Source organism: Streptosporangium vulgare (genome assembly GCF_042428775.1).
Lineage (GTDB): Bacteria > Actinomycetota > Actinomycetes > Streptosporangiales > Streptosporangiaceae > Streptosporangium > Streptosporangium vulgare.
In genome coordinates this window covers 1-19,835 of record NZ_JBHMBS010000058.1, presented here as the reverse complement: position 1 = coordinate 19,835, position 19,835 = coordinate 1, and the positions used below count along the sequence as shown (strand labels likewise).

General features: G+C 71.5%; 14 protein-coding genes. 8 read left to right on the top strand and 6 right to left on the bottom strand.

Annotated elements, in window-relative coordinates; all coding sequences use genetic code 11:
- Nucleotides 1-625: GntR family transcriptional regulator (locus ACFFRH_RS43495; protein WP_386164009.1), on the bottom strand; the 625-nt coding region annotated here is incomplete at its 3' end.
- 462 nt (nt 626-1,087) lie between these two features.
- On the opposite strand from ACFFRH_RS43495, the gene ACFFRH_RS43490 reads away from it, so the two are divergent.
- The 7 genes from ACFFRH_RS43490 (at nt 1,088) to ACFFRH_RS43460 (ending at nt 8,178) form a co-directional block, all read left to right on the top strand.
- Nucleotides 1,088-2,449 carry an extracellular solute-binding protein gene (locus ACFFRH_RS43490; protein ID WP_344744627.1) on the top strand — a complete coding sequence of 454 codons (1,362 nt, stop codon included), beginning with the start codon at nt 1,088-1,090 and terminating at the stop codon, nt 2,447-2,449.
- Entirely contained in the window at nt 2,446-3,396 is a 951-nt protein-coding gene (locus ACFFRH_RS43485) for a carbohydrate ABC transporter permease (protein ID WP_386164006.1), read from the top strand. The genes ACFFRH_RS43490 and ACFFRH_RS43485 overlap by 4 nt, the downstream gene beginning before the upstream one ends.
- Nucleotides 3,396-4,307 (top strand): carbohydrate ABC transporter permease, encoded by a 912-nt coding sequence (locus ACFFRH_RS43480; protein WP_344744629.1) that lies wholly within the window; start codon nt 3,396-3,398, stop codon nt 4,305-4,307. Before ACFFRH_RS43485 ends, ACFFRH_RS43480 begins: the two co-directional genes overlap by 1 nt.
- Complete coding sequence (locus tag ACFFRH_RS43475; RefSeq protein WP_344744631.1) at nt 4,307-5,374, top strand: ABC transporter ATP-binding protein; 1,068 nt, start codon at nt 4,307-4,309, stop codon at nt 5,372-5,374. The genes ACFFRH_RS43480 and ACFFRH_RS43475 overlap by 1 nt, the downstream gene beginning before the upstream one ends.
- On the top strand, nt 5,374-6,450 hold the full coding sequence (locus ACFFRH_RS43470; protein ID WP_386164003.1) for an ABC transporter ATP-binding protein: 1,077 nt from the start codon (nt 5,374-5,376) through the stop codon (nt 6,448-6,450). The genes ACFFRH_RS43475 and ACFFRH_RS43470 overlap by 1 nt, the downstream gene beginning before the upstream one ends.
- Before the next feature lie 29 nt (nt 6,451-6,479).
- Nucleotides 6,480-6,641 (top strand): hypothetical protein, encoded by a 162-nt coding sequence (locus ACFFRH_RS43465; protein WP_386164001.1) that lies wholly within the window; start codon nt 6,480-6,482, stop codon nt 6,639-6,641.
- A gap of 76 nt (nt 6,642-6,717) precedes the next feature.
- Nucleotides 6,718-8,178: an NAD-dependent succinate-semialdehyde dehydrogenase gene (locus ACFFRH_RS43460; protein WP_344744635.1), complete on the top strand. Its 1,461-nt coding sequence runs from the start codon at nt 6,718-6,720 to the stop codon at nt 8,176-8,178.
- On the opposite strand, the gene ACFFRH_RS43455 is transcribed toward ACFFRH_RS43460, so the two are convergent.
- Complete coding sequence (locus ACFFRH_RS43455; protein WP_344744636.1) at nt 8,154-8,363, bottom strand: hypothetical protein; 210 nt, start codon at nt 8,361-8,363, stop codon at nt 8,154-8,156. The two genes, ACFFRH_RS43460 and ACFFRH_RS43455, sit on opposite strands and share 25 nt — an antisense overlap.
- On the opposite strand from ACFFRH_RS43455, the gene ACFFRH_RS43450 reads away from it, so the two are divergent.
- A complete protein-coding gene (locus tag ACFFRH_RS43450; RefSeq protein WP_344744637.1) occupies nt 8,362-9,597 on the top strand; it encodes an iron-containing alcohol dehydrogenase in 1,236 nt (411 codons plus the stop codon). The genes ACFFRH_RS43455 and ACFFRH_RS43450 overlap by 2 nt on opposite strands.
- A 496-nt stretch (nt 9,598-10,093) precedes the next feature.
- Here ACFFRH_RS43450 and ACFFRH_RS43445 read toward each other — a convergent pair whose 3' ends face one another.
- The 4 genes from ACFFRH_RS43445 to ACFFRH_RS43430 all read right to left on the bottom strand — a co-directional run.
- Nucleotides 10,094-12,619 carry a cytochrome P450 gene (locus tag ACFFRH_RS43445; RefSeq protein ID WP_386163998.1) on the bottom strand — a complete coding sequence of 842 codons (2,526 nt, stop codon included), beginning with the start codon at nt 12,617-12,619 and terminating at the stop codon, nt 10,094-10,096.
- Nucleotides 12,620-12,621: 2 nt separating this feature from the next.
- Nucleotides 12,622-14,097 (bottom strand): FAD-dependent oxidoreductase, encoded by a 1,476-nt coding sequence (locus tag ACFFRH_RS43440; RefSeq protein WP_386163996.1) that lies wholly within the window; start codon nt 14,095-14,097, stop codon nt 12,622-12,624.
- On the bottom strand, nt 14,094-17,435 hold the full coding sequence (locus tag ACFFRH_RS43435) for a type I polyketide synthase (protein ID WP_386163994.1): 3,342 nt from the start codon (nt 17,433-17,435) through the stop codon (nt 14,094-14,096). Before ACFFRH_RS43435 ends, ACFFRH_RS43440 begins: the two co-directional genes overlap by 4 nt.
- Nucleotides 17,432-19,835, bottom strand: a 2,404-nt coding sequence (locus tag ACFFRH_RS43430) for a beta-ketoacyl reductase (protein WP_386163992.1), incomplete at its 5' end; no start/stop codon positions are given. The genes ACFFRH_RS43435 and ACFFRH_RS43430, both read right to left, overlap by 4 nt.

The following is a 19,835-nucleotide window of genomic DNA, read 5'->3' as shown; positions in this document are numbered from 1 at the left end:
CGGCGATCGCGACCAGAATCTCCTCGTGCTCGGCCATGGCCAGGTGGGTGACCTGGGTGTCGTGGAGAAGACGGAACAGGTGCACGTGCGTGTGCAGGCGGGCGAGCGCTTCGCGGATGACCTGGTTCTCCGCGCTCAGGGCGATGAGATCGTGAAAAGCGGCATCGCGTAGCCCGAAGGCGCCATAGGCCATGGCCCCGTCGCCCTCCTCCAGCTCCGCCATCTCCTCCAGCATTCGTCGCAGACCGTCCACCTGTTTGGAGGATGCGCGTTCGGCGGATCTGCGCGCCGCCGCCGGCTCGAGGAGCAGGCGGACCTCAACCATGTCCTCGAATCGGTCACGGGTGATCTGGGGGGGAATGCGATAGCCGGCATGGGGCACCCGCACGACCAGGCCCTCGGCCTCCATGCGGTTCAGAGCGTCTCGGATCGGCGTCTGCGAGACCCCCAGCTCTCGCGCCAGGGCATCGATCGTGACGCGGGAGCCAGGCTCGATCCGTAGCGACATCAGCTGTCCGAGCAGCGTGTCGTACACCTCGTCGGCAAGCCGGCCGCGAGATCTCCCCGGCGGCGTTCCGCCCCTCACGGCTCCACGGCGCCGCGCGATCATCGCTTCGTCGTCCATCGTGACACGAGGTCCTTTCTTGCGTCTTCTGGAACCTGTTGACATCGGTCGCAACGCTTCGGGATATTGACGCCCCCACCCAGATCGTATAGGAAAGGTGGCGGATGCCACCCATCCTTCACTCATCGCGGAACCGCCCGCCATCGCTCCGCTTCGATCAGTTGGAGCTCCCATGAGCATGCTCGACGTCCTACTCGATTCACCACCGGGCCGCACAAGGACCGAAGGACCTCTCGACTGCCTGAAGCCCCATCACGTCGCGGCGTACTCGTGACGCCGGTCCGCGGGGCAGCCCCTGCGACAGCCGGCAACACACCTGAACAACCCAGCAACTGCTCGGCGAAGCACGCAGCACGGCTCCAGAAGTCGTCCCCACCCCCCCAGAAAGCAGGCAAGAGGATGCGGTATCCGAAGCGAATAGGACGACTGTCCGTGCCCGGTCGAAAGGTGCAGCTTGCGACGATGGCCATGTTGGTGGCCACGACCATGGCGGCTTGCGGTGGCCAGGACGACGGCGCGGCGAGCGCCCCCAAGGCGCCGGCGGACATCCCGGAGCTCACCAAGGACCCACTGACCCTCAGCTTCATCTGGTTCGAGTGGCCCCCCGCCAAAGCTCTGGAAGACTTCGCGAACGCGGAGTACACCAAGGAGCGGTCGAACGTGACCATCAAGGTCAACACCGTGCCGAACGCGAACTGGCACGACGCGATGTTCACCCAGTTCGCAGCGCGCAAGACCGACTTCGACATCCCGATCCTGGACTCGCAGCACATCGGCGAGGCCGTGACGAACGGCAACATCCTCGACATCACCGACTTCGTCAAGAAGAACATCGACGTCAACGCCTACAATCCGTACCTCCTGGCGGCCTACGGCCAGTACCCCCAGGCGGAGACCGGGCAGCGCGACGAGAACGCCAGCATGTACGGCCTGCCACTGCTCGGCGACACCTGGACGATGATTTACCGCAAGGACCTGATCGGCGACAAGCCGCCGCAGACCTGGGACGAGATGATCGCAGCCGCCGAGAAGTGCCAGACGGACAACCCCGGCGTCAGCGGGCTGGCTTTCCACCAGGCCAACGGCTCCGACGCCGCGGCCGTGACCTACAACACGGTCAACGGCGTCTACGGCGGCAAACTCTGGGACTCCAAGGCGCGCAAGATCGAGGGCGTCATCAACGACGCCGCGGGCCAGGAGGCGATGGACGTCCTGGTCAACAAGATGAAGCCGCTGACCGCCGCGGGCTCCGGCAACTGGTTCATCGACGAGGTGAACGCGGCGGTCGCCCAGGGCAAGGCATGCATCGCGTTCAACTGGATCGCCGCGAGCGGCGGCCTGCTCGACCCGAAGGAGTCGACGCTCGGCACCACGCGGGAGGAGATTCTCGAGAAGCTGGGCTTTGCCACCCTGCCGAAGCAGAAGACGGACCTGGTGCCGCTCGGCGGCATGGGGATGCACGTGTCGGCCTACTCCTCCGCGGAGAAGCAGGCTGAGGCCCTGAACTTCATGAAGTGGTTCGAGCAGGCCGACATCCAGAAGAAGTGGGCGGCCGCCGGTGGTGTGCCCTCGCGTACGGACGCCCTGGCCTCGCCCGAGTTCCTCAATGCCGGGCCGTTCAACCAGGTGTACGCCGACTCGGTTACCCGGATGCGGGACATGTGGAACGTGCCCGAGTACGCGCGTCTCATCGACATCGAGAACACCAACGTGAACGCGGCTCTCAACGGCGCGAAGAACCCGAAGGACGCGCTCAACGACATCGCCAAGGAGCAGCAGGGCGTGCTCGACTCCGCCGGCCGCAAGGGCGGCGGCGGACTGTGAGTGACCCCGTCTCTCTGACGACGGACCACCCGGTGCAGGAGGCGTCCGCGACGCCTCCTGCACCGGGGCGGTCCCGCCACCTGAGCGACCGCCGGCTCACGGTGGCCTTCATCTCCCCCGCGTTGCTGCTGTTGCTCGCGATGTCGGTGTTCCCGCTGCTGTGGGCGTTGTACCTGTCGTTCACCGACTACTCGGCCACCCGCGGGGGGGCCGCCACTTTCGTGTGGTTCGAGAACTACGCCGCCATCCTGACGTCGGCGCAGGTCCACCTGAGGGCCTTCACGACGTTGATCTACGTGGTCGGCGCGGTCACCCTGCAGACCGTGCTCGGTTTCTCCATCGCCTACCTGATCTCACGGCGCACGCACGGGCGAGGACTGCTGACCACGCTGTTCCTGGTTCCGATGATGCTGTCGCCGGTCGTGGTCGGGCTGTTCTGGCGATTCATGCTCGACGCGCAGTTCGGCGTGATCAACAGCATGCTCGGCTCGCTCGGCCTGGGGCAGGTGGAGTGGCTCACCCGGCAGAACACGGCATTGATCTCCCTGATCATGGTCGACACCTGGCAGTGGACGCCGTTCATCATGCTCATCGCACTCGCGGGCCTCACCGCGGTCCCCAAGTACCTGTACGAGGCCGCCTCGATCGACCGGGCGTCCGAGTGGTTCCGGTTCCGCACCATCACTCTTCCGCTGGTGTGGCCGCTGCTCCTCATCGCCGTGTTGTTCAGGGCCATCGAGGCCTTCCGGCTGTTCGACCTCGTCTACATCCTCACCAGCGGAGGTCCGGGGGTCTCCACCGAGACGTTGTCGTTCCACGTCTACAAGGTCGCGTTCCTGGGCTTCAACACCGGAACCGCCTCGGCGTACGGGATTCTCATGGTCCTCATCGTCATCGTCCTCGCGCAGCTCTACATGCGCTACCTGAACAAGCTCAAGGAGGACTGATGGCCGTCTCCGTCGACGAGGCCGTGTCCCCAGGTCCTGTCCGGGATCATCGGCCCCCAGGGCGCCGCTTCGGCGGCCGGGGGCGCGCCGTGCTGGAGGTCGCGCTGCTGGCCGTGCTGGCCGCCGTGATGCTCTTCCCGGTGCTGTGGATGATCGAGACGTCCATCAAGGAGAACCGGGACGTCTACGCCATCCCGGCCAAGTTCTTCGACTTCACGGTCACGTTGGACCATTTCAAGGACGTGTTCGTCGCCTCCGGTGGCGGTCCCTCGACCTTGTCCGGCGCGTTCCTCAACTCCATCGTGGTCGCCGGGATCTCCACGGTGCTGGCCACCGTGCTGGGGGTCCCGGCGGCCTGGGCCTACTCACGCTTCTCCGTGAAGGCCAAGAAGGACCAGCTGTTCTTCATCCTGTCCACCCGGTTCATGCCGCCCGTGGTGGTCGTGATCCCGATCTTCCTCATGTACCGCCAAGTCGGACTCTTCGACACCAAGCTCGGCCTGATCCTCATCTACACCGCGTTCAACGTCCCGTTCACGATCTGGATGATGAAGGGGTTCGTCGACGAGGTGCCCGCGGAGTACGAGGACGCCGCCATGCTCGACGGTTACACCCGCCTGCAGGCGTTCTGGAAATTCACCCTTCCCCTGCTCCTGCCCGGCATCGCCGCGACGGCGGTCTTCGCCCTCATCTTCTCGTGGAACGAGTTCGTGTTCGCTATTTTCCTCACCTCCAGCGACGCCGTGCGGACGGCCCCACCCGCCATCGCCGGCCTCATCGGCGGAACCACTGTGGACTGGGGTCTCGTGGCCGCCGCCTCCATAGTGTTCGCCCTACCGGTGCTCGTCTTCGCCTACCTGGTGCGCAAGCACCTCGTCGCCGGTGTGACGCTCGGGGCGGTGCGACGCTGATGGCGGGCATCGAGGTGACCGCGCTGCACAAGCGCTACCCGGACGGGACGGTCGCGGTCGAGCACGTGGACCTGTCCATCGCCGACGGCGAGCTGTTCGTGATGCTCGGCCCTTCGGGCTGCGGCAAGACGACCACGCTGCGGGCCGTCGCCGGCCTGGAGAGGCAGACGACGGGCGACATCCGCATCGGCGACACGCTGGTCAACGACCTGCCGCCCGCCGAGCGCGACATCGCCATGGTGTTCCAGTTCTACGCTCTCTACCCCCATCTGAGAACCCGCGACAACCTGGCGTTCCCGCTGCGGGCCGAGGGACTGCCCAAGCAGGAGGTGCAGGAGCGGGTCGACGAGGCCGCCCGGCTGATGCGGCTCGGTCCGCTCCTGGACCGGCGACCGCACCGGCTGTCCGGCGGGGAGCAGCAGCGCGTCGCGCTCGCTCGCGCCCTGGTGCGACGACCGCGCGCGTTCCTCATGGACGAACCCCTCACCAATCTGGACGCGGAGCTGAGGGCGGACATGCGCACGGAGATCAAGCACCTCCAAGGGGAGCTGGGGACGACGATGGTCTACGTCACCCACGACCAGGTCGAGGCGATGTCGCTCGGTCACAGAATCGCCATCCTCAACAAGGGCCGCGTCGAGCAGATCGGCACGCCGCTGGAGGTCTACGACCGTCCGGCGAGTCTCTTCTGCGCCGCGTTCATCGGCTCCCCGCCGATGAACCTGATCGAGGTGGAGCTGGCCGACGGGCAACTGCGCAGTAAGAGCGGACTGGCCCTCACGCCACCGCCGAACCTGCCGCGCGACCGTTCCCTGGTCGCGGGCGTCCGGCCGGAGGCGCTGGAAGTCACGGAACCAGGGGCGGAACGTTCGGTCCCGGCCCGCGTGGTCTCGGCGGAGTGGCTGGGCGACGAGATCATCTACGTGGTCGATCACGGCGACCGGCGCGACGTACGGGTTCGGATGCCACTGACTGTCCGTTTCGCTGCCGACGCGCCGGTCGGGCTGCGGCACACCGGCGGGCCCCCGCCCGTCTACGACGCGAGCACGGAAGAGCTGGTGGCCTGATGGGAACCGTGGCAGTGCACGGGCTGTCCAAGTCCTTCGGTAAGGTCCAGGCCCTCGACGGGGTGACGCTGGACGTACCGGACGGCTCGTTCTTCGTCGTGCTGGGGCCCTCCGGGGCAGGCAAGACGACGACTCTGCGAGCGATCGCCGGCCTTGAGAAGCTCGACGCCGGGTCGGTGCACCTGGACGGGAGAGACGCGACCGGTGACACCCCGGCCGCGCGCGACCTGGCCATGGTCTTCCAGAGCTACGCCCTCTACCCGCGACTCACGGCGTACGAGAACATCGCCTCGCCACTGCGGGCACGCCGCTGCTCTTCCAGCGAGATCGCCGCCGCCGTCGAGAAGATGTCGAGCCTGCTGCACATCGAACGCCTGCTGCAGCGTCGTCCCGCGCAGATGTCGGGCGGTGAGATGCAGCGTGTCGCCCTGGCCCGGGCACTGGTCCGGCGCCCGCGCGCGTTCCTCATGGACGAGCCGCTGACCAACCTCGACCTCAAGCTCCGCGTCGAGATGCGCACCGAGCTCACCCGCATCCACCGGAGTCTCGGGGGAACCTTCGTCTACGTGACCAACGACCAGGTCGAGGCCCTGTCCATGGCCGACCAGGTCGCGGTCATCAAGGAGGGGAAGGTGCAACAGGTCGGCACGCCGACCGAGGTGTACGAGCGTCCGGCCAACCAGTGGGTCGCTGGCTTCGTCGGGAGCCCGGCGATCAGCCTGCTCGCCTGCCACGCCGAGGGAGATCGTCTGGTCGGAGCGGCAGGCTGGACGCTGCCGCGGCCCCGCTGGACCACGGCTGAGGACGGTCGTCCGCTGCTGCTGGGCCTGCGCGCGGAGGACCTGTCCGTCGAGCAGCGTGGGAGCGCGTCGTTGTCGGGTGAGCTCTACGGCCTTGAGCCGCTCGGTGACCGAACGGTGGTCGACGTCCAAGTGGGGACGGAGATGCTCAAGGTCAAGGCACGACCCACCGTCACCGGTACGCCGGGCGAGCGGCTGCTTGTCACGGTCGACCTGGACCGTGCGCACCTGTTCGACGCGGGCACCGGGCTGGCGCTGTCCGAGGCCGGGAGGTAACCGGGCGCGACGTCGACATGCGCCCGCACGTGGCGATCGAGCCTCGGCGGACCGTCACCGGTGAGCGCGGCCTGACGCTGAGGCGGCCATGGCCAGAGAAGGCGATCGGCGGCGCGGGGCGTCGCCCTGCGGCCAGGGCGAAGGCCACGTTCGACCCGCTCGGCGACCTCGACCCCGACGAGGCCGTGTGACCCGTTCGTCAACGCGCGTGGCGCGATCGCCGAGGTCACGCCGGACATCACCAAGAACATCACAGGAGGCGACGCAATGAGTGACCCGATGAACGTCCTGGCCCCCGAGCACCGGCGGCTCCGGATTGGCGACGCCTGGCGCGACGCCGCCGGCGGAGCCACCTTCGTCGTCGAGGACCCGGCCACCGGCAAGACCATCGCCGAGGTGGCGGACGCCGGCGTCGTTGACGGGCTCGCCGCTCTGGACGTGGCGAGCAAGGCGATGGCGGAGTGGGCGGCGACCCCGCCGCGAAAACGGTCGGAGTTGTTGACCGCGACGTACCGGGCACTGACCGAGCGATCCGAGGAGGTCGCCCGGCTGATAACGCTCGAGATGGGCAAGCCGCTCGCCGAGGCCCGGGGAGAGGTGGCCTACGGCGCCGAGTTCTTCCGATGGTTCGCCGAGGAGGCGGTGCGCGTCGAGGGGCGCTACAACACCGCTCCCGCTGGTGGATATCGCATCCTCACCGTGCCGAAGCCGGTCGGACCGTGCGTCTTCGTGACGCCCTGGAACTTTCCGTTGGCCATGGGGGCCCGCAAGATCGCTCCTGCGCTGGCGGCGGGCTGCACGACGATCACCAAGCCGGCGGCCCAGACGCCGCTCACCATGCTGTTCCTGGCCCGCATCATGGAGGAGGTCGGCGTTCCCCCGGGCGTCGTCAACGTCGTGACGACCAAGCGTGCCGGCGAGGTGGTCTCAGCACTGCTGGCCGACCGTCGGACCCGCAAGCTTTCGTTCACCGGGTCGACCGAGGTCGGGCGCGTGCTGCTACGACAGGCGGCGGACAACGTGCTGCGCACCTCCATGGAACTGGGCGGCAACGCGGCCTTGATCGTGTGTGCCGACGCGGACCTGGACGTCGCGCTCGACGGTGCCATGGTGGCCAAGATGCGCAACATCGGGGAGTCCTGCATCGCGGCCAACCGAATCTACGTCGAGGAGCCGGTGCGCGAGGAGTTCACGGCGCGCTTCGCCGAGCGGATGGGCGCGCTCTCGGTGGGCCATGGTCTCGACGACGGCGTGGACGTCGGGGCGTTGATCGACGAGGCCTCGGTCACCAAGATCGACGAGCTCGTCGCCGACGCGGTCAATCGCGGCGCCCGTGTCTTGGTGGGCGGCGAGCGTCCGGATGGGCCGGGCCACTTCTACCCGCCCACGGTCCTCGTCGACGTGCCCGAAGACGCGCGGATACTGGAGGCGGAAATCTTCGGCCCGGTGGCGCCGATCATCTCGTTCACGTCCGACGACGAGGTGATGGCGAAGGCCAACGACACCGAGCACGGCCTGGTCGGATACGTCTTCACCCGTGACCTCCAGCGGGCGCTCCGGTTCACCGAGGGGCTGGAGACGGGGATGGTCGGCGTCAACCGCGGTCTGATCTCGGACCCGTCAGCTCCGTTCGGAGGCGTGAAGCAGTCCGGGATCGGCAAGGAGGGGTCGCACGAGGGCATCCTTGAGTACCTCGACGTCACCTACGCGGCGATCGACCTACCGTGACCGGCCCGCTGCTCCGGGTGCCCGCCGAGGATCACCGCGCCCGGTGCGCACACGACCGAGTCCGGGAGCCCGGCGCGCGCCTGCGCCACCCGGCAGCCAACCTTGCCGACGACGGCCCGGTCTCGCGGGTGACCTGGACGTCCGCCCAGCAAATCACCGCCGACGTTCCAGAGAGGCACTGACATGCTTGAGACCGTCCGCGGACCGCGCCAGCTGATAGTGGGCGAAGGGGTCGCGCAGAACATCCCACGAGTGGTGGCCGAGTGCGGCTCGCGAGTCCTCATCGTGACCGACCGGGTTCTTCTGGGGCAGCCGGGCGTGGCCGAGATCGTGGCCGCCGTGCGGGAGAAGGCCGAAGTCGTCGGGGTGTTCGCCGACGCGACTCCGGACGTGCCACTCACCGACGTCGCCCTGGCCGTCTCGGTCGCCGCAGAGGTGGACGCCGACGTGATCCTCGCCATCGGGGGTGGCACGGTGATCGACCTCGCCAAAATCGTCGGCGTCATCCGGCGCCACGGTGGGACGCCGCGCGACTTCTACGGCGAGTCGAAGGTGCCGGGGCCGACGATTCCTCTCGTCGCGGTCCCGACGACGTCAGGCACCGGCTCCGAGCTCACGCCCGTCTCGGTGTTGACCGACCCGGACCGCGCGCTGAAGGTGGGGGTCTCCAGCGTCCACATCGTGCCCGACTTCGCCATCGTCGACCCCGAGCTCACCTACACCTGCCCTGCGACCGTCACCGCCCACTCCGGCATCGACGCGTTTTGTCACGCGGTGGAGAGCTACACCGCGCGACCCCGGCCCCACGGACCCCGCGACCCGGTGGAGCAGGTCTTCCTCGGCCGCAACCCGATCACCGATCACTACGCGCTCCTGGCCGCGGAGCGGATCGCCCGCAGCCTGCCCCGTGTCGTCAGGGACGGAGGCGACAAGGAAGCGCGCGCGGACATGTCCTATGGATCCATGCTGGCCGGGCTCGCGTTTTCCCACGCGGGCAACGCGGCTCCGCACGCCCTCCAGTACCCCATCGGCGCGGCCACCCACACGCCGCACGGCCTGGGCGTCGGGCTGCTGCTGCCCTACGCGCTGGACGCGGCCAGGGATGCCATCGGCGACCGGTTGGCCATCCTCGCCGGGGTGTGCGGGCTCGACGTGACCGACGCCTCGGACGCCGAGGCCGCAGATACGTTCCTCACCTGGCTCGACGGGCTCCTTGCCGACATCGGCATCCCTGCCACCCTGGCGGACATCGGCGTGGCACGCGCCGACCTCCCGCGCTTCGCGGAGATGGCCAGTGGCGTCACCCGCTTGATCCAGAACCATCCAGGCCCGACCGACACCGCCAGCCTGACCGCGATCCTCGAAGCGGCCTGGACCGGGGACCGGACCCGACACGTCCTGACTCCGAGGCAGAGATAGTGACGGGCCTTTCACATGACGACGAGTTCCCTGCCCCACCCTGGGTATCGGGATTGTCGGCTACGCCTCAATGGGAGCCGCCCATTCCCAGGCCTGGCGCACGGCTGCGCGCCCACCGGGCCGGCCACGGCCACAACAGCCACAACCCCACCGGCCCACCTCGCTCCACGCGGTGACATAGCGTCATCATTCCGCTGCGGATAGATCAGCGCGAGTCCGTCTCGGCGATCTCACCACCCGTTACGCGCGGAACTTCTGGATGGGCGCTCAGAACCGGTCTTCGCGAAGAGATCAGGTTCAAGCGGGAGGCTTCACCTGTCGTCCGGTATCACCTGTGGTGCAGGCTCAAGCGCGATGACGAGGTCGCGGTGCCCTGCGGCGCGAACCCGGCCACCTGCCTGACACGCCCCCCGAGCCCTTGACCGCCGCTCCACCCCGCCCCGGCCGTGTACGGCGGGGGCGGGGCGGAGCGGGGTGCCTCAGGAGCGCTTCACGCTCACTTCAGGATCACGGGGAGCTCGGCCAGCCCGCGTACCACCATGCCCTCGTTGCGCGCCGGGTTCTCCTCGGCCAGCCGCATGTCGAGCCGCGCCAGCGCGCCCACCGCCACCTGGGCGGTCACCCTCGCCAGCGGCGCGCCGATGCAGTAGTGGATGCCGTGGCCGAAGCCGAGGTTGCGCACCCCGGAGCGCCGGGTCAGGTTCAGCTCGTCCGGGTTCTCGTAGACCCTGGGGTCGCGGGAGGCCCCGCCGAGCACGAGCAGCAGGGTCTCCCCCGCCTTGACCGGGGTCTCTCCGACCTGGGTGTCCTCCAGCACCAGCCGGGAGATCATCTGGGTCGGCCCGTCGAAGCGGAGCAGCTCCTCCACCGCCCCGGCGACCTCCCCGGGGTTGGCGCGCAGCCAGGCGAGCTGGCCGGGGTTGCGCAGCAGGGCGAGCACGCCGTTGCCGATGAGGTGCACGGTGAGCGCGTACCCCGCGCTGATCAGCAGGGTGCAGGTGGTGACCAGCTCGCTCTCGGTGAGCTTGTCGCCCTCCTGCTCCGCGGCCACCAGCGCGCTGATCAGGTCGTCCGCGGGCTCGGCGCGCCGCTGGGCGGCCAGTTCCGCGAAGTAGCGGTTGAACCGCTCCCGCCCGCCCTGGCGCTGGCCCACCTGGTCGCGGGTGAGCACGAAGTCCGGGTCGAGACCGCGCCCGATGGCGGTGGACCAGGCGCGGAACTCCGCCAGGTTGTCGGCCGGGACGCCCATCAGCTCGGCGAGCAGGATGCTGGGCAGCGGGTGGGCGACGGCCTTCATGAGGTCGACGGGGCCCGTCGTCCCGGCCGCGCGGGCCTCGGCGACCAGCTCGGCGACCAGCTGCTCGGCCCTGGGCCGCAGCCCCTCCACCACCTTGGCGGTGAACGCCTTGCTCACCAGGCCCCGGAGCCGGGTGTGGTCGGGCGGGTCCATGAAGGCGAACTGCCGTACCGGGTTGCCCTCGGCGTCCTTGGCGAAGTGGTCGGCCACGAGGTGGCCGTCACCCCAGCCGTTGCGGGGGTCGGCGAGCGCCTCGGTGACCTCGGCGTGCCCGGTCACGACCACGGTGCCCGCGGGGGTGCGCACCACGGGCCCCTTCTCGGCGATCCGCCGGTAGATCGGGTACGGGTCGTCGCGGAAGGCCGGGTCGAACGGGTTGAACGGCAGCATCTGCGAGATGATGTACTGCCCTGCCTGCTGCGGCAGGGACGAGGGCGGCAGCTCCGGCGCGGCGGGCGCGGGCACCGCGCTGACGCCGTCGTAGGCCACCGGCATCCGCAGGATCACGGTGTGTTTGTTGTCCTTGGCCCACTCGACGGGGCCGGTGAGCCGGATCCGCTCCACCCGGTCGAGCAGCGCCTCCAGGATGAGCCGGATGTCGAGCCGTCCCATCTGCTCGCCCATGCAGCTGTGCCCGCCGAAGCCGAAGGCCAGGTGCGGGTTGTGCGCGCGGCGGATGTCGAAGGTGAACGGGTCGTCGAACACGGTCTCGTCCCGGTTGGCCGACGCCCACCAGAAGGTCACCTTGTCCCCCGCCTTGATCTTCGCGCCGCGGAACTCCACGTCCCGGGTGGCCGTCCGCCGGTTGTACGGCGTGGGCGAGGCCCACCGCAGGATCTCCTCGATGGCCCCGGGCAGCAGGGAGCGGTCGGCGCGGAGCGCCTCCCACTGGTCGGGGTGCTCGGCGAGGGCGAGCAGGCCCAGCGCGATCGCGTTGCGCGGCGGCTCGGTGCCGGCGCCGAGCGTCAGGTTGAAGAACACCTCCCGCTCGTACTGGCCCAGCGGCGGCTGGCCGGAATCGGCCGGGATCTCCGCCCGGCCCACGGCCGACATCAGGTCGGCCTCCGGGGCCGCCTGCTTGCCCTTCAGCACGCCCGTGCCGTACTGGTAGAGCGCCAGCCGGGCCATCTGCGAGCGCTCGTTGTCCTCGCCCGCCTCCCGGTCGTCGAAGCCGGTGCTGACGTCCACCCAGCCCAGCAACGCGTCCCAGTCCTGGCGGGGCGCGCCGAGCAGCCGCAGCGCCGACTTGATCGCGAACTGCCCGGCGATGTCGCCGATCAGCTCGCCCTCGCCCTTGGCCACCGCGTCGGCCACCACGGAGTCGGCCAGGGCGCGCAGGTCGGGCTCGACGGCCGCCAGCGTGTCGCCCGTCGCGCCCGGCTGGACCTGGTCCTTGATCAGCTGGTGCCGTGGGTCGTCCATCATGTTGAGCAGCGTCCCGGCGTGCACCCCGGGGGCGAGGTCGTCGATGTGCGTGCCGCCGCCGGTGCGGCCGCCGCCTCCCTGGGAGGAGAAGACCGGGTCGTGCGCGGCGGCGACCATGTCCTCGTAGCGGCTCAGCACCCAGAACCCCTCGCCGTCGGCGGTCTTGCCGGGCGGGTGGAACAGGATGCCCTCCTCCTGACGCAACCTCGTGAAGACGTCGTGCGGGAAGCCCTCGGCGTATCTGCTCCGGTCCGACAGGTCGAAGCCGCCGAGGACCGGGGGAAACTCTTCGGATGACATGACTATCGCTCCAGGGTGGGGGTGGGGAGGATCTGCCTCAGTGCGCGGACGAGCGGGGGGAAGTCGGTCTCCCGGCCGGCCGCGGCGACGTAGCCGTCGGGCCGCAGCAGGACGAACCCGCTGCCGGCGGTGGTGCGGTGGCGGTGCGTGACCAGGGCGGGCTCCTGCTCGGCGAGCTCGCGCCCGCGGCGGCTCATCGTGCCCTCCGCCGGGCCCATGCTGACGAGCTGGAAGCGCCCGATCGAGTCGGGGTCGGGTTCGAGGGGCCACGCGGGGCTGCGGGAACCCGGCGCGGGCAGGCCCTTGGGCGTCTTCTGGCCTCCCAGTCCGAGAGCGTCGGGATAACGCACCTGCCACCCGGCGAGCATGGGGACCAGCTGCTTGGCCAGCACGCCGGTGCGGTGGGCCAGGCTCATGAGCGTGTTGCGCACCACGAGGGCCATGGGCCCGAGCACCGCGTTGCGGGTCATCCTGCCGGTGGCCGCGACGGTCTGCTCGGCCGCCGCGCGCCGCTCGGCGTCGTAGCTGTCCAGGATCGCCGGGGCGTACCTGCCCTCGATCACGCCGGCCAGCTTCCACACCAGGTTGCGCACGTCGGCGAAGCCGAGGTTGAGCCCCTGCCCGCCGGTCGGGGTGTGCACGTGCGCGGCGTCGCCCACCAGGAAGCAGCGGCCGGCGCGGAAGGTGTTGGCGACGCGTTCGCTGCTGGTGAAGACGGAGGTCAGCGTCACCTCCGTGAAGCGCAGCCCGCCGGGCCCGCGCTCGTCCAGCATGCGCTGCGCCATCTCGGGCGTGACGTCGGTGTCGCCGCCGTGCAGGGTGCCGGAGATGCGGGCCTTGCCGCCGGGCAGCGGCGCGATGAGCATCACGCCCGTCCGGCCCAGGTAGTAGTTGACCGAATCGGTGTCGAAGGCGCCCTCCAGCGGGCCCTCGGCGATCAGGAACGAGGTGGGGACCTGCTCCCCGGGGAACACGACGCCGAGTTTCTCGCGGACCGTGCTGTGGTGGCCGTCGGCACCGACGAGCCAGTCCGCCGTCAGGACGACCTCGGTGCCGTCGGCCCGGCGCGCGGTGGCCGTGACGGAGTCGGGGCCGGTGACCAGGCCGGTCACCCGCAGGCCGCGTTCCACCGTGCCGCCGAGTCTGCGTAGCTCCTCCTCCAGCAACTCGCCGGTGTCCTGCTGGGGCAGCACCAGCGGCGCGTGGTGCGAATCCAGCGGCAGCCGCAGCACGGTGCCCGGCGCGGTGTGGTAGCTGAGCGCCTGGACGGCCAGGCCCCGCTTGTCCGCCTCGGCACGCAGCCCCAGCCCGTCGAAGAGCTCCAGGGAGTACGGCCACAGCAGCACCGCCCGCGACCCCCTGGCCCCCTCCTCCTCGACGTCCACCACCGTCACCGCGACTCCGCGGCGCGTCAGCTCGACCGCCGTCATGAGACCGCAGGGCCCGGCCCCGACGATCAGCACCTTGCTCGTGTTCATCTCTCTCGCACCTCTGGCACCGTGGGAAGGCCCGCCAGCAGATGCCGGGCGAGCGCTCTGGGGGTCGGATGTTCGAAAACCAGGGCCACCCGCAACGGCAGCCCGGTGGCCCGGCTCAGCCGGTTCCTGAGCTCCATCGCCGTCAGCGAGTCGAGCCCGAGGTCGGGAAGGGGATGGTCCGCGCCGATCGTGCCGGGAGTGTCCAGCCGGAACACGGCGGCGGCGTGAGCGCGTACCAGCTCCAGCAGGACCTCCTCCCGCCCGTCGCGGTCGAGCCCGGCGAGCCGCTCGGCCAGGGCGGCCTCCTCCTCGGCCTCCTCCGCCGGGTCCGCGCCCGGCGGGTCCGTCCCGAGCGCGCGGGCGGTGTATCCGGCCGACAGCCAGTAGCGCCGCGACTCGAAGGGGTAGGTCGGCAGGTCCACCCGGCGGGCCGGGGTCAGCACCCGCGTCCAGTCGACCCGCGCGCCGTGGACGTGGGCCCGCGCGGCGGAACGCAGGAAGTCGTCCGGTCCCGCCTGGTCGCGCCGCAGGGTGGGCACCACCGCCACCTCCGCGCCCGCCGCCTCGGCGCTCTCCTGGACGCCGACGGCCAGCACCGGGTGGGGGCCGCACTCCACGAACAGGGTGTGCCCGTCGCCGAGCAGCGCCCCGACCGCGTCGGCGAAACGGACCTGCTCGCGCAGGTTGCGGTACCAGTACGCGGCGTCCAGGCCGGTGGTGTCGGCGGGCCGCCCGGTGACGGTCGAGTAGAACGGCACCTCGGACGCCTTGGGCACGATCGGCGCCAGGTCGGCCAGCAGCCGGGAGCGGACGGCCTCGACCTGCGGCGAGTGCGAGGCGTAGGCGACCCGGACCGTCCTGGCGCGCACCCCGTCGGCCTCGCACCCGGCCAGCAGCCCGGCCAGCGCGTCCGTGTCCCCGGCGACGACGACGGAGGCGGGGCCGTTCACCGCGGCGAGCGAGAGCCGGCCGTCCCAGCGGGCCAGCCGTCCGGTCACCTCTTCGGCGGGGAGCGCGACGGACAGCATGCCGTACCCGCCGGTCAGCCCGGCCAGCGCCGCGGACCGCAGCGCGACGACCCTGGCCGCGTCGTCGAGGGACAGCGCGCCCGCGACGGTGGCGGCGGCGATCTCGCCCTGCGAGTGGCCGGCCACCGCGGCCGGGCGTACGCCCAGCGACCGCCACAGGCCCGCCAGCGAGACCATCACGGCCCACAGCGCGGGCTGGACGACGTCGTCCCGGTCCAGGCCGGGCGCGCCCTCGTCACCCCGGAGCACACCGGTCAGGGACCAGTCCACGTACGGGGCGAGCGCCTCGGCGCAGCGGGCGATCTCCTCGGCGAACACCGGGGACGCGCGCAGCAGCTCGGCGCCCATGCCCGGCCACTGCGCGCCCTGCCCGGAGAAGACGAACGCCACCCGGGCGCCGTCCGGTGGCGCCACGCCCTCGACGACGTCGGCGGAGGGCCGCCGCCCGGCCAGCGCGTCCAGCGCCCGGCCGAACCGCTCCCGTCCCGTGCCGATGAGGACGGCCCGGTGCTCGAAGGAGGCGCGGGTGGTGGCCAGCGACCAGGCCACGTCCGCCACCGTCGCGTCCATTGCGTCCACCGCGGCTACCGTGTCCACCGTGTTCGCTGTGTTCGTCGTATCCGCTGTGCTCGCTGGGTCCGCTGCACCCGCTGGGTCCACCGCGTCCGGCTCGTCCACCGCGTCCGGCTCGTCCGGTCCGCTCCGGCCGGGGTGCTCCGCCAGGCGCGCGCGGAGGCGGGCGGCCTGCGCGCGCAGCGCGGTGGCGCTGCGCGCCGACAGCACCCAGGGCACCGGGCCGCCGTACGCCTGCTCCGTCACGGGCGCGGTGCCGGCGGGAGACGCCGGGGCGACCGGGCGCGGGACGGCGGCGGGGGGCGCGGTGAACAGCGGGTCGGCGGGGTGCGGTGCGGTGGTGGCGGGTGTGTCCGCCGGGGGTTCTTCGAGGATGGTGTGGGCGTTGGTGCCGCTCACGCCGAAGGAGGAGATCCCGGCGCGGCGCGGTTCGTCGCCCGGGGGCCAGGGGCGCGACCCGGTGAGCAGGGCGACGGCCCCGGAGGACCAGTCCGCCCGCGGCGTGGGCTCGTCGACGTGCAGCGTGCGCGGCAGGACGCCGTGCCGCATCGCCATCACCATCTTGATCACCCCCGCGACACCGGCCGCGCCCGCGCTGTGGCCGATGTTGGACTTGATCGAGCCGAGCCACAGGGGCCGGTCCGCGGGACGGTTCTCGCCGTAGACGGTGAGCAGTGCCTGGGCCTCGATCGGGTCTCCCAGCGGGGTGCCCGTGCCGTGCGCCTCCACCGCGTCCACCTGACCCGCCGCCAGCCCCGCGCCCGCCAGCGCGGCGCGGATCACCCGCTCCTGCGAGGGGCCGTTGGGTGCGGTCAGGCCGTTGGAGGCGCCGTCCTGGTTGACCGCGCTGCCCTTGATCAGGGCGAGGACCTGGTGGCCGTTGCGGCGTGCGTCCGAGAGTCGTTCGAGCAGCAGGACGCCCACGCCTTCCGCCCAGCCGGTGCCGTCGGCGGCCGCGGCGAAGGACTTGCAGCGCCCGTCCGGGGCGAGCCCGCGCTGACGGCTGAACTCCACGAACCCCGCGGGGATGGACATCACCGCCACGCCGCCCGCGACGGCGAGCGGGCACTCGCCCAGCCTCAGCGACTGGCAGGCGAGGTGCAGGGCCACCAGGGACGCCGAGCACGCGGTGTCCACGGTGACCGCGGGCCCCTCCCAGCCGAAGCTGTAGGACAGCCGGCCGGACAGCACGCTGGCCGCCACGCCGGTCATCTGGTAGCCCACGACGTCCTCGGCCGCCGACTGGAGCAGCGCGCCGTAGTCCTGACCGCTGGAGCCGATGAAGACGCCGGTGTGGCCGCCGCGCAGCGTGCCCGGGTCGATGCCGGCGCGTTCGAGCAGCTCCCAGGAGGTCTCCAGGAGCAGCCGCTGCTGCGGGTCCATGGCCAGCGCCTCGCGCGGGGAGATGCCGAAGAACGCGGCGTCGAAGTCTCCCGCCGTCTCCAGGAACCCGCCCTCGCGGACGTACGACGTGCCCGGGTGGTCGGGATCGGGGTGGTAGAGCGCCTCCATGTCCCAGCCCCGGTCCGCGGGGAAGGGCCCCACGGCGTCCACCTCGCCCGCGACCAGCTCCCACAGGTCCTCGGGTGAGCGCACGCCGCCGGGGTAGCGGCAGCTCGCCGCGACGATCGCGATGGGCTCGTGCCGGCGCTGCTCCAGCTCGTGCAGCCGTCGACGGGTCTCGTGCAGCTCGACCGTGGCACGCTTGAGGTATTCGCGCAGTTTGTCCTCGTTCACAGCCCGGGTCCTCCCTCGCCGAATTCCGCGTCCAGCAGCCCGAAGAGCTCGTCGTCCGAAGCCTCCTCGACCAGCTCGGCCATGCTCCGCGGCCCGGTGTCGGCCGGGTCGCGGGTCAGTTCCGCGACCAGCGTCCGGAGCCGCGCCGTGATGCGCAGCCGCTCCGGGTCGGCCGTGTCGAGCGCGCCGAGCGTGGCGGCCAGGGAGTCGAGTCCGGCGTCGATCGACGGCCCGGCCGCGGGGTCCAGCCTGCTGTCGAGATAGGCGGCCAGCGCCTCCGCGCTCGGATGGTCGAAGGCCACGGTCGCGGGCAGGTTCAGGCCGGTGGCCGAGGCCAGCCGGTTACGCAGGCCGACGGCCGCCAGCGAGTCGAAGCCGAGGTCGAGGAAGGGCCGCGCCGGAGGGACCGCGTCAAGGGAGTCGTGGCCGAGCGCCGCCGCCGCCTCGGCCCGGACGACGCGCAACAGCCGCTGCCGCCGCTCCCCCTCAGGCAGGCCGGCGAGCCGTGTCACCAGCTCGGGGAACCGCCCGTCGCCGGATCCCTTCGCGGCCTCGCCCAGCGCCAGCCGTACCTCGGGGAGGTCGGAGATCAGCGGGCGGGCCCGCAGCGCGGTGAACACCGGGGCGAAACGCGCCCAGTCGACGTCGGCGACCGTGACGGTGGCCCGGTCCTCCTCGATGGCCTGCCAGAGCGCGGTCAGGGCGGCCTCGGTCGCCATCGCGGTCACCCCCCGGCGGCGGAGCTGGTCGCGCCGCTCCGCGTCCGCCTGCCCCGGCTCCTCCCAGAGCCCCCAGGCGACCGAGGTGGCGGTCAGGCCGAGTGCCCTCCGGCGCGCGGCGAGCGCGTCCAGGGAGGCGTCCGCCGCGGCGTAGGCACCCTGGCCCGCGCCGCCCCACACGCCCGCGACGGAGGAGAACAGCACGAAGGCGTCAAGGTCCCGGCCGAGGAGCGCGTCGTGCAGGTTCGCGGCGCCCACCGCCTTCTCCCCGAGCGCTTCGCCGAGGGCCGGTACGTCGAGGTCGGCGAGCGCGGCCACGCCCGGCACGCCCGCGGCGTGGAACACGGCGGTGAGGTCGGGCACCGTGCCGAGCAGTTCCTCGACCGCGCGCCGGTCGGCCAGGTCGCACCCGACGACCGAGACCCGCCGCGCGCCCAGCTCTCCCAGCTCGGCCACCAGCCGGTCCACGGTCCCGCCCTCGGGAGCGTCGGCGAGGCGCGTCAGCAGCAGGTGTTCGGCGCCCTCGGTCGCCAGGTGGCGGGCGACGGCCGCGCCGAGACCGTCGGTGCCGCCCGTGACGAGGACGGTCCCCGAGGGCCGGAAGTCCCGCCGCCGCACCGGCGCGCCCGCGCGGACGAGGCGGCGGACCAGCGGGCCCGCCGGGCGGATGGCGACCTGGTCCTCAGCACTGCCGTCGGCGGTGCTCCCTGACGGGTTCTCCGACGGGTTCCCCCTCGTGCCCTCTCCCAGCGAGCCCGCCAGCACGCGGACCAGGTGGCCGGCCTCCCGGTGGCCGAGTGACTCGGGAAGGTCGACCAGGCCGCCCCAGAGCCGCGGATACTCCAGCGCGACCGCGAGGCCGAGCCCCCATGTCTGCGCCTGGGCGAGGGATCCCGCCCCGCTGGACACGCCGATGCCGGGGTCAGTGCCGGTGCCGCCCGCTCCTGTCCCGCCCATATCGGTGGTGCCGATGTCGGTCCCGACCGCGTCGGTCCGGCTCATGCCGGTACCGCCGAGGTCGGTGGCGCCGCGGGTGGCGAGCCACAGGGGGGCCGTCACCCCGGCCGTGTCGAGCGCCTTGACCAGGTCGAGCGTACGGGCCAGCCCGCGGGGAACGATCGGGTGGGACGGATGCGGCTCCTCGTCGAGCGCGAGCAGGGACAACACCCCGCTGATCGCCCCGGCGTCCGCGGGCAGGCGGGGGGCGTCCGCGGAGATCCGCACCACCTCGGCCCCATGCCGTCGTACGGCGGCCTCGCAGGCATCGGCCAGCGGCTCGTCCTCGGGGGCCGCGAGCAACCAGGTGCCGCTCAGCACCGGCGTGCCGGTCTCGCCCACCGGCCGCCACTCGACCCGGTACCGCCACGATCCGGCCCGCTCGGCGGGAGGCGTCCGAGGTGGTTCGAGCCAGTAGCGCTGCCTCTGGAAGGCGTAGGTCGGCAGGTCCACCCGCCTGCCGCGCCCGCCAAGCACGGCCGCCCAGTCCGGCAGGGCGCCCCGCGCGTAGGCCGTCGCTACGGCGGTGCAGAGGGCCGTCACCTCGGGTCGTTCTCCGCGTAGTGCCGGGATGAACAGGCTGTCTTGTGCGGAGTCGTGGCCCATCGCCGACAGCACGCCGTCGGGGCCCAGTTCGATGAAGGTCTTCACTCCGTGGGAGTGCAGGTAGGTCAGGCCGTCGGTG